The organism is Flavobacterium ammonificans, from assembly GCF_020885975.1.
Lineage (GTDB): Bacteria > Bacteroidota > Bacteroidia > Flavobacteriales > Flavobacteriaceae > Flavobacterium > Flavobacterium ammonificans.
Map to the genome: position 1 here is coordinate 791,438 of NZ_AP025183.1, position 12,762 is coordinate 804,199.

Annotated in this window: 16 protein-coding genes; 7 read left to right on the forward strand and 9 right to left on the reverse strand. The window is 35.3% G+C overall.

Annotation, left to right across the window (positions count from 1 at the left end; genetic code table 11):
* Positions 1 to 43: 43 nt before the first annotated feature.
* Entirely contained in the window at positions 44 to 787 is a 744-nt protein-coding gene (locus LPC23_RS03435; protein ID WP_229331097.1) for a tetratricopeptide repeat protein, read from the forward strand.
* A 9-nt stretch (positions 788 to 796) separates the two neighbouring features.
* On the opposite strand, the gene LPC23_RS03440 is transcribed toward LPC23_RS03435, so the two are convergent.
* Positions 797 to 1,300 carry a CvpA family protein gene (locus tag LPC23_RS03440; protein ID WP_229331099.1) on the reverse strand — a complete coding sequence of 168 codons (504 nt, stop codon included), beginning with the start codon at positions 1,298 to 1,300 and terminating at the stop codon, positions 797 to 799.
* Positions 1,301 to 1,436: 136 nt separating this feature from the next.
* Between LPC23_RS03440 and LPC23_RS03445 the strand changes: the two genes are divergently transcribed.
* The 3 genes from LPC23_RS03445 to LPC23_RS03455 all read left to right on the forward strand — a co-directional run bounded on the left by LPC23_RS03445 (position 1,437) and on the right by LPC23_RS03455 (position 3,442).
* Positions 1,437 to 1,793 (forward strand): hypothetical protein, encoded by a 357-nt coding sequence (locus LPC23_RS03445; protein WP_229326579.1) that lies wholly within the window; start codon positions 1,437 to 1,439, stop codon positions 1,791 to 1,793.
* Between the two features lie 78 nt (positions 1,794 to 1,871).
* On the forward strand, positions 1,872 to 2,891 hold the full coding sequence (gene pheS / locus LPC23_RS03450) for a phenylalanine--tRNA ligase subunit alpha (protein WP_229331101.1): 1,020 nt from the start codon (positions 1,872 to 1,874) through the stop codon (positions 2,889 to 2,891).
* 143 nt (positions 2,892 to 3,034) lie between these two features.
* Positions 3,035 to 3,442: a hypothetical protein gene (locus LPC23_RS03455; RefSeq protein WP_229326582.1), complete on the forward strand. Its 408-nt coding sequence runs from the start codon at positions 3,035 to 3,037 to the stop codon at positions 3,440 to 3,442.
* Positions 3,443 to 3,527: 85 nt separating this feature from the next.
* On the opposite strand, the gene LPC23_RS03460 is transcribed toward LPC23_RS03455, so the two are convergent.
* From LPC23_RS03460 to LPC23_RS03495, 8 genes are all read right to left on the reverse strand, one after another.
* Entirely contained in the window at positions 3,528 to 3,743 is a 216-nt protein-coding gene (locus LPC23_RS03460; protein WP_229331103.1) for a hypothetical protein, read from the reverse strand.
* 11 nt (positions 3,744 to 3,754) lie between these two features.
* Positions 3,755 to 4,750, reverse strand: a complete 996-nt coding sequence (locus LPC23_RS03465; protein ID WP_229331105.1) for an NAD(P)H-dependent glycerol-3-phosphate dehydrogenase — start codon at positions 4,748 to 4,750, stop codon at positions 3,755 to 3,757.
* 276 nt (positions 4,751 to 5,026) lie between these two features.
* Positions 5,027 to 6,190: an iron-containing alcohol dehydrogenase gene (locus LPC23_RS03470; RefSeq protein WP_229331107.1), complete on the reverse strand. Its 1,164-nt coding sequence runs from the start codon at positions 6,188 to 6,190 to the stop codon at positions 5,027 to 5,029.
* Positions 6,191 to 6,261: 71 nt separating this feature from the next.
* Positions 6,262 to 6,843 carry a nicotinate (nicotinamide) nucleotide adenylyltransferase gene (gene nadD, locus LPC23_RS03475; protein WP_229331109.1) on the reverse strand — a complete coding sequence of 194 codons (582 nt, stop codon included), beginning with the start codon at positions 6,841 to 6,843 and terminating at the stop codon, positions 6,262 to 6,264.
* A 64-nt stretch (positions 6,844 to 6,907) separates the two neighbouring features.
* On the reverse strand, positions 6,908 to 7,480 hold the full coding sequence (gmk, locus tag LPC23_RS03480) for a guanylate kinase (RefSeq protein ID WP_229331111.1): 573 nt from the start codon (positions 7,478 to 7,480) through the stop codon (positions 6,908 to 6,910).
* Between the two features lie 10 nt (positions 7,481 to 7,490).
* Complete coding sequence (locus tag LPC23_RS03485) at positions 7,491 to 8,351, reverse strand: YicC/YloC family endoribonuclease (protein ID WP_229331113.1); 861 nt, start codon at positions 8,349 to 8,351, stop codon at positions 7,491 to 7,493.
* Positions 8,352 to 8,388: 37 nt separating this feature from the next.
* Positions 8,389 to 9,288 carry a DMT family transporter gene (locus LPC23_RS03490; protein WP_229331115.1) on the reverse strand — a complete coding sequence of 300 codons (900 nt, stop codon included), beginning with the start codon at positions 9,286 to 9,288 and terminating at the stop codon, positions 8,389 to 8,391.
* A complete protein-coding gene (locus LPC23_RS03495) occupies positions 9,288 to 9,638 on the reverse strand; it encodes an arsenate reductase family protein (RefSeq protein ID WP_229331117.1) in 351 nt (116 codons plus the stop codon). Before LPC23_RS03495 ends, LPC23_RS03490 begins: the two co-directional genes overlap by 1 nt.
* A gap of 85 nt (positions 9,639 to 9,723) precedes the next feature.
* Here LPC23_RS03495 and LPC23_RS03500 point away from each other — a divergent pair, with 85 nt between their 5' ends.
* The 3 genes from LPC23_RS03500 to recO all read left to right on the forward strand — a co-directional run bounded on the left by LPC23_RS03500 (position 9,724) and on the right by recO (position 12,588).
* Positions 9,724 to 10,179 (forward strand): DinB family protein, encoded by a 456-nt coding sequence (locus LPC23_RS03500; RefSeq protein ID WP_229331119.1) that lies wholly within the window; start codon positions 9,724 to 9,726, stop codon positions 10,177 to 10,179.
* A gap of 247 nt (positions 10,180 to 10,426) precedes the next feature.
* Positions 10,427 to 11,770 carry an NADP-specific glutamate dehydrogenase gene (gene gdhA / locus LPC23_RS03505; RefSeq protein ID WP_229326597.1) on the forward strand — a complete coding sequence of 448 codons (1,344 nt, stop codon included), beginning with the start codon at positions 10,427 to 10,429 and terminating at the stop codon, positions 11,768 to 11,770.
* 104 nt (positions 11,771 to 11,874) lie between these two features.
* A complete protein-coding gene (gene recO, locus LPC23_RS03510) occupies positions 11,875 to 12,588 on the forward strand; it encodes a DNA repair protein RecO (RefSeq protein WP_229326599.1) in 714 nt (237 codons plus the stop codon).
* The last annotated feature ends 174 nt before the right edge of the window (positions 12,589 to 12,762 follow it).

Consider the following 12,762-nt stretch of genomic DNA (forward strand, 5'->3'; position numbering starts at 1 on the left):
GTGCCTTCTTTGTGCTCTTTGTGTTTAAAATAGAATCATACTTATGAAAAATTTAGTCTATATATTTTTATTCATCACTTCTTTTGTATTCGCTCAAAGCGGATTTGAAAAAGGGAATGCGTTGTATCAAAAAGGGCAATACGAACAAGCTATTCAAGCCTATGAAAGCGTGTTGGATTCGCGTCAGCAATCAGCGGACTTGTATTTCAATTTAGGAAATTGTTACTATAAATTGAATAAAGTGGCGCCCTCAATCTACAACTATGAGAAAGCATTGGTGTTGGCTCCTGAAGATGCAGATATAGCAAACAACCTAAAATTTGCACAAAAATTAACCATTGATGAGGTAAAAGAAGTTCCGAAAGTGGGTTTTGCCAAATTACTTCATGATTTTACGGGGATGTATCATTACAATACTTGGGCTTGGATTTCTATTGTCTTTGGATTGATGTTTTTAGGATTTTTTATTGGCTACTATTTTTCGCTTGCTGCCGTATTAAAACGCATTTTCTTTTTTGGAATGTTTGTATGGGTTTTATTTTTATTAGTTAGTGTTGGAGCTGCTATTTTTGAAAGAAATCATTTTGTAACGGACCGCCCTGCAATTGTTTTTGCGGAAGTTACTGAAGTGAAGAGCGAACCTCAAAAAGCCAGTCCAGCTGCTTTTATTTTACACGAAGGAACTAAAGTCTTTGTAAAAGAAATCTTGGGGAAATGGGAAAAAATTGAACTCACAGACGGCACTGAAGGTTGGATTGAGTCTGGAGCAATTAGGGAAGTGAAATAAGGTTTTAGTTTATTTTGCAGTCGCTTTTTGATACAATTTCTGAATCGAAGGAAAGATAAAATCAGCTGTTTTTTGAATTGGATTAAAGAAAATAGAACGATCTAAAGTTTCTTTTTTGGCTAAAAAATGATTGTAATTGATTTTCTCAAAAACACTAAAAAAGACACTTACAATTAAAACTGTTTTTAGCACTCTGAAAAAGCCACCACCAGCCTTGTTGATCCAACCCAAATAAGCGAAACTTACCAATTTAGTCAAAAACTTTCCTGCTAAAGACACACCAATTATCACTACCAAAAAAGTAAGGATAAAAGCAATAACTTGGATGGAATAAGGATTCCACTTGACTACTCCCGCAAGTGCCGTTTTTGCCATAGACGAAAATTGGAAAGCCAAATAAATCCCTGCAATTAAAGAAGAAAAGGAGGCTAGCTCTACAAAAAGTCCGTTTTGAATGCCTTTGAACGCAGCATAAATCAATAAAGCCCCAATAATACTATCTAAAAATCCCATAGTTGAATTGTATAAAAAACACAAAGATAAAAGAATTGTCGATTGTCCATTCTCAATTTTCTACTTCTTATCTTTGTAGCTTAAATTTGGTTTCTTTTTGCAATTCGTAAATCGTAAATCGTAAATCGCACATCCAATGTCAAGAGACGCACAATTAAAAGAACGCTGGGAACAGCTTGTAACTATATTATCCGATCGGTTTTCGCAAGGCGAAGATTTGGATTTGGATGCCATTATTTATTTAATAGGAATTCAAGAATTAGGAAAATTGCACCGCGAATTCAAGAAAGACGAAAAACTCAATCTGATGCACATTGCTATTTGTAGATTGCTAGAACCGTATGGCTATTACGAATTTGAATTTTTCGACGAAGAAGGTTGGCCTCATTACAAAGTAAAAGAGGAATTACCGCCTTTAAAAGCTGGAGAACAATCGGTATTAATGAAAGAGGCGATTGTGAATTATTTTCTGGAAAGAGAATTAATTAAGTAAGAGCGTTAGTAGTAAATACCAATCGAGGTTTCACTTTTCACTAAAAAATCGTAATTTTGCACCTTTACCAAAAGACGGATGATAGATAAGATAAAAGAATATATTAGCGAAGCAGTAGGGTTTTCCTCACAAGATCCAGCAGAACTAGAAGCTTTCAGAATTAAATTTTTAGGAAGTAAAGGACTTTTAAAAGAGTTATTTGCCGAATTTAAAAATGTTCCTAACGAACAGAAAAAAGAATTTGGACAAGTAATTAATTTATTAAAAACCTCTGCTGAGGACAAAGTAAAGTCTATCCAAGAAGCTTTAGAAAGTAAAGAAGAAAGCAAAGGATTTTATGGCGATTTAACTCGTGCTGCTGAGCCAGTTTTGATTGGGTCGCGTCATCCCATTTCTTTGGTTAAAAACCAAATCATCGATATTTTTTCTACTGTTGGTTTTAACGTGTCTGAAGGTCCAGAAATCGAAGACGATTGGCACAACTTTACTGCCTTGAACTTGCCAGAATACCATCCGGCTAGAGATATGCAGGATACTTTTTTTATTCAAACCAATCCTGATATTTTATTGCGTACGCATACTTCATCTGTTCAAGTGCGTTATATGGAAAATAACAAACCGCCAATTAGAACTATTTCTCCTGGGCGTGTTTTTCGTAACGAAGCGGTTTCGTCACGTTCCCACTGTATTTTCCATCAAGTAGAAGGCTTGTATATTGACAAAGACGTTTCTTTTGCCGATTTAAAACAAACCTTATTGTATTTCACTAAAGAGATGTTCGGAAAGTCAAAAATCCGTTTGAGACCCTCTTATTTTCCGTTTACAGAACCAAGTGCCGAGATCGATATTTATTGGGGCTTGAAAACCGAAACCGATTACCGTATTACTAAAGGAACAGGTTGGTTAGAAATTGGAGGTTGCGGAATGGTGGATCCGAATGTGTTGAAAAATTGCGGTATCAATCCGGACGAATACAATGGTTTTGCTTTCGGAATGGGAGTAGAGCGTATTGCCATGTTGCTGTACCAAATTGGAGATATCCGAATGTTTTACGAAAATGACGTTCGTTTCTTGGAACAATTCAAATCAATAGTATAAAAAAATAATTCGCCCTTTTTGAAGTAATATTTAGAAAGGGTTTTTTACAATATGAAATCGCCATTAACCACAAGTTTGCGCAAGCAAACATCAATAAATAAAGCGATTACATATATGTCCGCTAAAAATTAACTTTTGCATATATGAAGAAAGACATCATTATCCCCGAAGTAGAAAATGTTTTCATGGCGGTCGTTCAAGAATGGAGCGATGAGTTCATGGAAAAAGTCTGGTATGCTTATTTAGTAAACGATTCTGATTTCCAACTAGACGGAGTAATGGTCGTTTCTAAAGCATTTGGAACCATTGACGGAGAAATGAAAAAAACCTCGCTTTTGCGTCATGCTTTTGCTGAAATCCCTGAGGTTTCGGTGGCTAAAATCGAATTGATTGAAAAAAGCGTATTGGCGTTGAACAATGAGTTTATGGTCACTTTTTTTATAGGCAATACTTTGTATGATAAGAAATTTATTTTCAAAGCAAATAGTATAAACGAAGCGAATCAGGAAGAAGTGCCAATTCTATTTGTAGACGGCGTAATTGTTCGATAATATATCCTAAAACAAACCGCAGATTCGCTGAATTAGTATTATCAGTAAATCTGCGGTTAACTTTTAACTATATAGTTTAAAAATTCTATTTTCCTTCACGGCGTTTTTTAGCCGTCCAACTAGAATAACCCAGTACAAAAATTCCAAAAACAATATAACCAACGGCTCTAAAATAGTAACTATAGTCTGCTAATTGAACTGCAAGTGGTGTTGTTTCAGACAGGTACCAAGTAGAAAAACCTATCATAAATAGTCCCCAAAAAACCCCTGTTTTAACCTGATATTTCCATCTTTCGCTCATAATTATTGTATTTAATCTAGTTGATCTGTCAAATTTTTGAATACTTTTTTGGCATTTTTCCCTTCGTATAAAACACTATACACGGCATCAATAATGGGAGTTTTAGCTCCATAGCCTTGATTCAATTGGTAGGCGCTTTTAGTAGCATAATAGCCCTCAGCCACCATACTCATTTCCATCATGGCACTTTTTACAGTATAGCCTTTCCCTATCATATTTCCGAACATTCTATTTCGAGAAAAAACGGAATAACCAGTAACCAATAAATCGCCTAGATAGGCCGAGTCATTGATGTTGCGTTTCATTTTATGGACTTTTTTGATGAACTTTTTCATCTCTCGAATCGCATTACTCATCAAAACCGATTGGAAGTTATCTCCATAGCCTAAACCATGAGCCATGCCTGCAGCTACTGCGTAAATGTTTTTTAACATCGCTGCATATTCAGTGCCAATAATGTCATCGGTAATTTTAGTTTTGATGTAATTGCTGGATAGATTTTTTGCGACAATTGTTGCTTTTTCAGGATCTCCACATGCAATAGTTAAGTAGGAGAGACGCTCTAATGCTACTTCTTCGGCATGGCAAGGGCCAGTTATAACTCCAATATTTTCAAATGGAATTCCGTAATTGTTGTGAAAATGTTCTCCCACAATTAAACTGGTTTCCGGAACAATACCTTTAATAGCTGAAAAAATGATTTTGCCTTCAAGTGAACTAGTTAAATTACCCAATTCAGTTTCCAAAAAAGCAGAAGGAATTGCAAAAATTAGATAGTCGGCATAAGCAACGGCTTCGTTAATATCGTGGGTTAATTTCAGTTTATTGGTATCAAACTCAACCGAACTTAAGTAATTCGGATTGTGTTTTTCGGTTTTGATATGTTCAATTGCAGCTTCGTTACGCATGTACCAAGAAATCTCAGGTACATTAGCACATAACATTTTTGCAATAGCGGTAGCCCAACTACCTCCACCAATAACTGCAAACTTTAAATTTTCGGTCATTTTGTGTTTTGGATTTAATCAAAAGTAGGAAAAAAAATAAAAAGCACCAATTTATTAGTGTTCTTACGCCAATAATAGAAGGCTGTTTAGAATTGTAAGCAGTTGAATTGTAAAAAAATAAATATCCACACACAATAAAAATGTACTATTTTACGTTATAAAGTATTAAGTATCATTATTTTGTATTTAGATCTACTTTGAGTTAGTTAGTTTTGTTTTTTGTATTTGAAAAAGGCGTTCCACAAATGAGCTAGTAGAACGTCTTTTTATTATTTACTAATAGCTCAATTCTACAATTTCACGTAGTTTTTCTAAAGTAATATTTTGTCTTTCTCCTAAAGCTTTCCAGCCCCTTTCTTCAAATCTGTTGACAATAAAATCAGCAGTATTTTCAATATTGGAAGCGTTTTCAGAGATTTTAGTTTTCATACCCATTGTATGGTAAAATGCTACTGTTGCTTCAATGGCTTGACGTGCAATTTCTTCATCAGTTCCAGTCAATTGGAATACTCTTTTACCGTATTGCGTTAATTTTTCTTTTTTGGTTTCAAACAAAACACGGTAAAGATTAGGACCAATAATAGCTAATGTTCGAGCATGGTCAATATTGTATAATGCAGTTAATTCGTGTCCAATCATATGTGTTGCCCAATCTGAAGGAACTCCTTTTTGTATCAATCCATTTAATGCCATGGTACAACTCCACATAAAATTAGAAGCTAAGGCATAATCTGTTGGATTTTCAACTACATCAGGACCTATTTCAATTAATGTTTGTAAAATACTTTCGGCGATGCGGTCTTGTAGAAATCCTTTGTGAGGATAAGTTAAATACTGTTCTAAAACATGAACGTACGCATCAATCACGCCATTTTGCAATTGTCTTTTTGGCAATGAAGCAATTACAGTTGGATCACAAATTGAAAATTTTGGGAACATGGCTGAGCCTCCAAAGTCGCGTTTCTCTTGAGTCGCTTTTATGGAAACTACCGAACCTGAATTCATTTCACTTCCTGTAGCAGGTAAAGTCAGAACGGTTCCAAAAGGCACCACATCAGCACCTTCTTTGAAGATGATTCTTTTTTGAAGAATATCTAATGGATTGCCTTCAAATTTGGCAGCAGCCGAGATGAATTTTACGCCATCAATTACACTTCCTCCCCCAACAGCTAGTATGAAATCTATTTTTTGTTCGCGAATGATTTCTACCGCTTTCATTAAGGTTTCGAAATACGGATTGGCTTCAATTCCACCAAATTCCACCACGTCAAACCCTTCTAATGCCGATTTTACTTGATCGTAAATTCCGTTTTTAAAAATACTGCCGCCGCCATAGGCCACTAAGATTTTTGATTCTTTAGGAATTAAAGTGCTTAATTTTTCTATTTCTCCTTTTCCAAAAACTAATTTGACAGGATTGTATAATTCAAAGTTTAACATAAGAGTAAGTTTTAATTAAAGATACACTATTACATAGTTGTTTATGATGAACGACTGTTAATTGTAGTATTTTATTTTTTGTAAAAATTGTTGTGATCAATGTATTCCCATACTTTTGGAGTGAGCAAAGGCAATACATTTTTCCCTTTTTTGATATTTTCTCTAATAGATGTAGAAGAGATTTCTACAACCGGAGCATCAATCAAATGGATTTTCGAATGGTTTTTAAATAACGTATTTTCAGCTGTAGCGTCTAATCTTGGATAGACATAGATTTCGTGATGCGCCAAAATAGCTTCGTAATTTTTCCATTTATGAAACGACTTCAAATTGTCTTCGCCCATAATTAAGGAGAACGCATGCTCAGGATATTTTTCTTCTAAGTGAACTAAGGTATTCACCGTATAATTGGGTTGCGAAAGTTTGAATTCAATATCGGAAGGTTTGATTTTAGGAAAATCTTCCGTTGCCAAAAACACCATTTCTAATCGGTGATGATCAGCTAAAAGAGTACTTTTCTTTTTCAATGGATTGTGTGGGGTAACCACCATCCAAACTTGATCTAAATCGGCATGCTCCGCCATGTGATTAGCAATAATCAAATGCCCCACATGAATGGGATTAAACGTTCCGAAATAGAGACCTATTTTCATTTTTCAAAAACTAATTTTACAAATTAACACGAATCCAAAATAATTAAATCTCACAAAATTTGTACTAATTCGTGGCAATAAAATTTTTAACTAATTCATTCGCCTCCTCTAAAGCTACTTCTAAGTCGTAGTTTTTAATTACAACATCAAATTGAGGAGCAGTAGCCAATTCTACGTGAGCTTTTGCAATTCGCATATTGATTTTCTCATCGCTTTCTGTTGAACGTTCTTTCAATCTGCGTTTGAGTTCGTCCACACTTGGTGGTTTCACAAAAACAGCCAAAGTTTCTTCTGGAAATTTCGATTTGATTCGCAATCCACCTGCAACATCAATATCAAAAATCACATTTTTTCCTTTGGCCCAAATGCGTTCTACTTCGCTTTTTAAAGTCCCGTAAAAATTATCGCGGTACACTTCTTCCCATTCGACAAAATCTTCATTTTTGATGTGTTTTTTGAATTCGGGAATGGACATAAAATAATAGTCTTTTCCATTCACTTCTTCGCCACGGGCTTCGCGAGTAGCTGCCGAAATGGAGAATTCCAAGTTCAAATCCTCTTGCTTTAATAAATGCCTAACTATGGTAGTTTTTCCTGAACCCGATGGTGCTGAGAATACGATTAATTTTCCTTTCATACTATTCTAATTACAGTACATTCAATACCTGCTCCTTAATTTTCTCCAATTCGTCTTTCATTTGAACGACTAATTTTTGCATCTGTGCATGATTCGATTTAGAACCCATGGTATTGATTTCACGTCCCATTTCCTGGGTGATAAAACCTAATTTTCTACCATTAGCTTCCGTTCCTTTGATAGTTTCTAAGAAATAATCCAAGTGATTCGTTAAGCGCACTTTTTCTTCGGTAATGTCTAATTTTTCTAGATAATAAATCAATTCTTGTTCGAAACGATTTTCATCAACGGCTACTTTTAACTCAGTTATCGCATTGTGCAAACGGTCTTTTATAGTTTGAACGCGTTCATGATCTAATGCCAAAGCTTCGTTCATATACCGGCGAATATTAGCAATACGCAATTGAAATTCTTTTTCAAGTGATTCTCCTTCGTCTTTTCTAAAGTTCAAGATGTTTTGTAGCGCCTCTTCAATAACCGTTTCAATTTGAGCCCAATCTTTCTCGTCAATTTCTTCACGCTCAATTTTCATTGTATCTGGCATACGAATTGCCATTTTCATCAATTCCACTTCATCAGCCTCAGCATAAACAGCTCTTAATTGTTCCATATATCCTTTAACAATTGGCACATTGACTTTGGTCGAAGTTTGTTCGGCAGTGCTTTCGATAAAAATCGAAAAATCCACTTTACCTCTTTCTAATTTTAATGCAATTTGGTTGCGTAAGCCCAATTCCATTTCGCGGTAAAGCGAAGGCATTCGTACATTTAAATCGAGTCCTTTACTATTTAAAGATTTTACTTCTACCGTGATTTTTTTGGTTGGCAATTGCAAGGTGGCTTTGCCAAAACCAGTCATTGATTGTATCATATATGAATTGTGTAATAGCTACAAATGTATTGAAATTTTAGGATTTCTTAATCGTAACTAGATAAACCCCACTAAAAATTAGGGCTGCCGAAATTATTTTAATGCCGTTCAACTCGTCTTTCCCTAATCCGATGGCAAAAATAGAAGCAAAAAGCGGTTGTAAATAAATGAAAACGGCTACAGTGGTTGGGCTTAATTCTTTCATAGAAAGCAGGTTCAATAAATAGGTTAAGAAGGTAGAGCAAAACACTACAAAACCTATTTTCCAATACATTTCAGAAGGAACTGCAATCCATTGAACGGATTGAAATTCTTCCCATCCAAAAGGTAAAACCATCAGAAATCCAGCGAGATAAATCCATTTTACAAAAGTGAAAGCTTGGTATTTATGCATTAATTTTTTAACAATAATTAAATAATACCCATAAGAAATAGCATTTACTAAAACTAAAAAATTGCCTAAGCCTGCTTGTTTTAAATTGCCAATAGATTTTCCGTAAAGAATTAACAAGGCGGTTCCTAACAAACCCAAAAGGAGTCCGAAAATCATTCGCTTTTTCATTTTTTCTTTAACCAAAATTGCCGAAAGCACCATAACGATCATTGGAGTAGACACCATTATTACTGCGGCGCTTATTGGCGATGTCAAACTTAATCCTTTGAAAAAAGTAAGCATATTGAGCGCTACCCCAAAGAAAGCGGCTGCAATTATTCTTTTGTAATCGGACGGGTCTATTTTTTCTGCCGGCGATTTTTTGAATGCATTTATAGCTATCGATACCATCCAAAATAAAGCCATGGTTCCACCCACTCGTATCGCAATAAAACCAAAAGCGTCTATGTATTGAGGCATCACATCTTTAGCAATAGTGAATGTCACCCCATAAATTATGGAAACAATAGTAGCGGCTAGTAATGCGAGATTTCGTTTGTACATTAACTCAATGCTTTATGAACTTGAAGTATGTTTTGTTGGCTGTTGCCAATATATATGGCGCCCTTAATAATAAAAACGGGACGACTTAAAAAAGTATAGTGTTCTAAGATGTATTTTTTGAAATCAGCTTCGGTCAAGGCTTTGTCTTTTAAACCTAAAGATTTGTACAATTGTGCTTTTTTACTAAAAAGAGCTTCGTAACTGCCTGAAAGTTGATACATCTCATCCAATTGCCCTTCCTTAATAGGGTCTTGTTTGATGTCGTGAAAAACTAAATCATGTCCTTTTGGCAAGGCTTTAATGATTTTTCGGCAGGTATCGCACGAGGCGAGGTAGTATATTTTGTTCATTTTGAAACGAGATTACTTTTTTGCAAAGAAAATTCATTTGATACTTAAAATGATTATTTTTAGCAAAAATTTCAAATCAAACCTAATGGAACAAACATTCGAACTGAACCGAACCCTACGAAAATTAATTGCTCCTTTTTTAGAGGAATTGAGCCTAGACCAACTGAATACAATTCCTGAAGGATTTACCAATAATCTATTTTGGAATATTGCCCATGTCGTGGTAACTCAGCAGTTATTAGTGTATAAACTTTCAGGTTTGCCTATGTTAATTTCGGATGAATTGGTTGATAAATACAAGAAAGGTTCAAAACCTGAACAAGCCGCGTCTCAGGAAGATGTAAATCAAATTAAATCATTATTATTTGATACAATTGATCAAACACAAGCCGATTATGGGAGTGGTGTATTTACTCAATTTACCGAGTATCCAACCTCTAGTGGTTTTGTTTTAAAAAGCGTTCAGGACGCGATGGCATACAATAATTTCCACGAAGGACTTCATCTTGGAATAATAATGAGTATGAAGAAAATAGTGTAGTTTTAAAAAGCAATTATTTTATAGTATTATTTGCGAAAACCATATTGTTTTCATTAAAAGCGCCGTTGTAAATGTAGATTTCTTCGATATAGCTTGTTAAAATTGTAAATCGTCAAAAAAAGTCAAAAATATAGAGGAATTTATTTGTGAATTACAACTATCTTTGTTGTAGTTACGAAATCGATTTCTTAAATTGTAATCGGAACCCAAAATCAAGTATATAGACCTAAAACTTAGTACCTAAACTATGGAAGATAAAATAAATCAATTTATGGCTTTGGTGGAAGCCAAAAATCCCAACGAACCGGAATTCATTCAAGCGGTGAGAGAGTTTGCTGAAACGGTAATTCCGTTCATCTCAGAACGTAAAAAATACGACGGGAAAAACATATTACTTCGAATAGCTGAGCCAGAGCGTTCTATTATTTTTAGAGTGCCATGGGTAGCAGATAATGGAGAAATTATCGTAAATCGTGGGTTTAGAATTCAAATGAATTCCGCTATCGGACCGTATAAAGGCGGAATCCGTTTTCATCATACCGTGAACTTATCGGTATTGAAATTCTTGGCTTTCGAACAAGTATTCAAAAATAGTTTGACTACACTACCAATGGGTGGTGGAAAAGGAGGCTCTGATTTTGATCCGGAAGGAAAATCAGATGGTGAAATCATGCGTTTTTGTCAATCATTTATGACGGAATTGTGTCGTCATATTGGACCTGACTTGGATGTGCCTGCGGGAGATATTGGAGTTGGAGCCAGGGAAATTGGTTACTTATTCGGACAATACAAACGCATTCGCAATGAATTTACGGGGGTATTAACTGGAAAAGGATTGGCTTACGGTGGTTCGTTAATTCGCCCAGAAGCAACAGGATACGGTGTAGTGTATTTTACAGAGCAAATGTTGCGTTCTATCGGTCATGAAATTAAAGGGAAAACGGTTGCTATTTCAGGTTTTGGAAATGTAGCTTGGGGAGTTGCTTTAAAAGTAAACGAACTAGGCGGAAAAGTAGTTACCCTTTCAGGTCCTGACGGATATATTTATGATCAAGATGGAATTTCAGGCGATAAAATTGAATTTATGTTAGAGCTTCGTGCGCGAGGCGATAATAAAGCCGAAGCCTATTTAGAGAAATATCCGAATGCAGTTTTCCACAAAGGTAAAAGTCCTTGGGAAGCAAAAGTAGATATCGCTATTCCATGTGCTACTCAAAATGAATTGAACGAAGAAGATGCTAAAAAATTGATTGCTAATGGAGTAATTTGTGTTACTGAAGCGGCTAATATGCCTTGTACATTAGACGCTATTAAACAATTTTTAGATGCTAAAGTATTATTTGCTCCAGGAAAAGCTGCGAATGCTGGAGGAGTTGCCGCTTCTGGTTTAGAGATGACACAAAACTCGATTCGTTTGAACTGGACGAGCGAGGAAGTAGATGAACGATTAAAAGACATTATGGTGGGTATTCACAATCAATGTAAAAAATATGGTGCGGAAGAAGATGGGTATGTTAACTATGTAAAAGGAGCCAATATCGCTGGATTTGTAAAAGTAGCTGACGCTATGCTTGCACAAGGGGTGGTATAAGACTATTAATTCAAATACTTAAAACCTTCTTTCGATTTTCGAGAGAAGGTTTTTTTTATTTTGTGCGGTAGAGTATACTATATTTGTGAATCAATTCTCAATACATGCAAGTCAAAACCAAAGCGATTGTTATTTCGGCATTAAAATTTCAGGAAAAAAGCCTGATTGTCAAATGCTTTACGTTAACGCACGGTTTGAAATCCTATTTTGTTCGAGATGCTTTTTCGGCTCGAAAATCGAATCAGAAAATTGCGTATTTCCAGCCGTTGAATATTTTGGAAATTGAAGCGGTGCATAAGAATAAAGGGACCTTGGAGAATTTCAAAGAAATTAAAATTGCCACACCTTTTCATTCGATTCATACTGACATTGTCAAAAGCACCATTGTCTTGTTTCTGTCAGAGATTTTGCATCATTCCATTCACGAAGAAGAAAAAAACGAACCGCTCTTTGCCTTTTTAGAAGCGGCCTTACAGTGGCTCGACAATCATAATGAAACGGCTAATTTCCATTTGATTTTATTGCTTGAAATGACCAAGCATTTTGGATTTTACCCGGATGTTTCCGACAAGGATCAAGCCTTTTTCGAATTGATAGAAGGTGTTTTTTCTCCGTTTCATGCAGTAAGTTCACTTACGGAACACGAAACCCTTTTATTCAAAAAACTGATTGATTTAAAATGGGATTCGGATCAAAAAATCTTCCATGTGATTGAAAGACAAATCCTCTTGAAAATCCTAATGGATTACTACAGTTATCATTTGGACGGCTTTCGAAAACCCAAATCGTTGGATGTGTTGAAGGAGGTTTTTGCTTAAAAAAACACGAATTTCACGAATTGGCACAAATTTCTCAGATGTAGTATGTCTCTTTGATAATATGCGAAATCTGTGTTTTAATTCCCTTTGAAAATCACACATTAATCAGTATCAATAACTTTTAGCTATTGCCTTTTGCCTTTTGCCTATAAATCATTACTTTCGCAACTCGAT

What these genes read in the sequence shown, in the direction of transcription:
- LPC23_RS03435 (WP_229331097.1), top strand. Translation starts at nt 44, where the DNA reads ATGAAAAATTTAGTCTATATATTTTTATTCATCACTTCTTTTGTATTC.
- LPC23_RS03440 (WP_229331099.1), bottom strand. Translation starts at nt 1,300, where the DNA reads ATGGGATTTTTAGATAGTATTATTGGGGCTTTATTGATTTATGCTGCG.
- LPC23_RS03445 (WP_229326579.1), top strand. Translation starts at nt 1,437, where the DNA reads ATGTCAAGAGACGCACAATTAAAAGAACGCTGGGAACAGCTTGTAACT.
- pheS (WP_229331101.1), top strand. Translation starts at nt 1,872, where the DNA reads ATGATAGATAAGATAAAAGAATATATTAGCGAAGCAGTAGGGTTTTCC.
- LPC23_RS03455 (WP_229326582.1), top strand. Translation starts at nt 3,035, where the DNA reads ATGAAGAAAGACATCATTATCCCCGAAGTAGAAAATGTTTTCATGGCG.
- LPC23_RS03460 (WP_229331103.1), bottom strand. Translation starts at nt 3,743, where the DNA reads ATGAGCGAAAGATGGAAATATCAGGTTAAAACAGGGGTTTTTTGGGGA.
- LPC23_RS03465 (WP_229331105.1), bottom strand. Translation starts at nt 4,750, where the DNA reads ATGACCGAAAATTTAAAGTTTGCAGTTATTGGTGGAGGTAGTTGGGCT.
- LPC23_RS03470 (WP_229331107.1), bottom strand. Translation starts at nt 6,190, where the DNA reads ATGTTAAACTTTGAATTATACAATCCTGTCAAATTAGTTTTTGGAAAA.
- nadD (WP_229331109.1), bottom strand. Translation starts at nt 6,843, where the DNA reads ATGAAAATAGGTCTCTATTTCGGAACGTTTAATCCCATTCATGTGGGG.
- gmk (WP_229331111.1), bottom strand. Translation starts at nt 7,480, where the DNA reads ATGAAAGGAAAATTAATCGTATTCTCAGCACCATCGGGTTCAGGAAAA.
- LPC23_RS03485 (WP_229331113.1), bottom strand. Translation starts at nt 8,351, where the DNA reads ATGATACAATCAATGACTGGTTTTGGCAAAGCCACCTTGCAATTGCCA.
- LPC23_RS03490 (WP_229331115.1), bottom strand. Translation starts at nt 9,288, where the DNA reads ATGTACAAACGAAATCTCGCATTACTAGCCGCTACTATTGTTTCCATA.
- LPC23_RS03495 (WP_229331117.1), bottom strand. Translation starts at nt 9,638, where the DNA reads ATGAACAAAATATACTACCTCGCCTCGTGCGATACCTGCCGAAAAATC.
- LPC23_RS03500 (WP_229331119.1), top strand. Translation starts at nt 9,724, where the DNA reads ATGGAACAAACATTCGAACTGAACCGAACCCTACGAAAATTAATTGCT.
- gdhA (WP_229326597.1), top strand. Translation starts at nt 10,427, where the DNA reads ATGGAAGATAAAATAAATCAATTTATGGCTTTGGTGGAAGCCAAAAAT.
- recO (WP_229326599.1), top strand. Translation starts at nt 11,875, where the DNA reads ATGCAAGTCAAAACCAAAGCGATTGTTATTTCGGCATTAAAATTTCAG.